Annotated in this window: 1 pseudogene; it reads right to left on the bottom strand. The window is 52.1% G+C overall.

From position 1 onward, the window contains the following. Nucleotides 1–238: pseudogene (locus AC0608_RS13885) on the bottom strand (hypothetical protein); the annotation flags it as partial.

The following is a 238-nucleotide window of genomic DNA, read 5'->3' as shown; positions in this document are numbered from 1 at the left end:
AATCATTGCCACTCCAAGCCGCTCCTTCAGGTAGCCATTCACGTGTCCGAGCGCGCTCAGAATCTGCGCAGATTCTACGAGGTAAGACGCTCTTTTCGCTTTTGTCCAAATAGGCGGCGCTGACTGAAGATTGGTAATTCGGTCGCAAAGCTTCACGGCCGCAGCTTCCCGTGAGTGGCTGGCTATGCCTTGGAGATAAAGAGCTTCTGAGAAAGGCGCAATCATATTCTTGCTCAAG

The sequence above is a fragment of the Flavobacterium sp. GNP008 genome (genome assembly GCF_056428965.1).
This window is presented reverse-complemented; position numbering and strand designations above follow the sequence as displayed.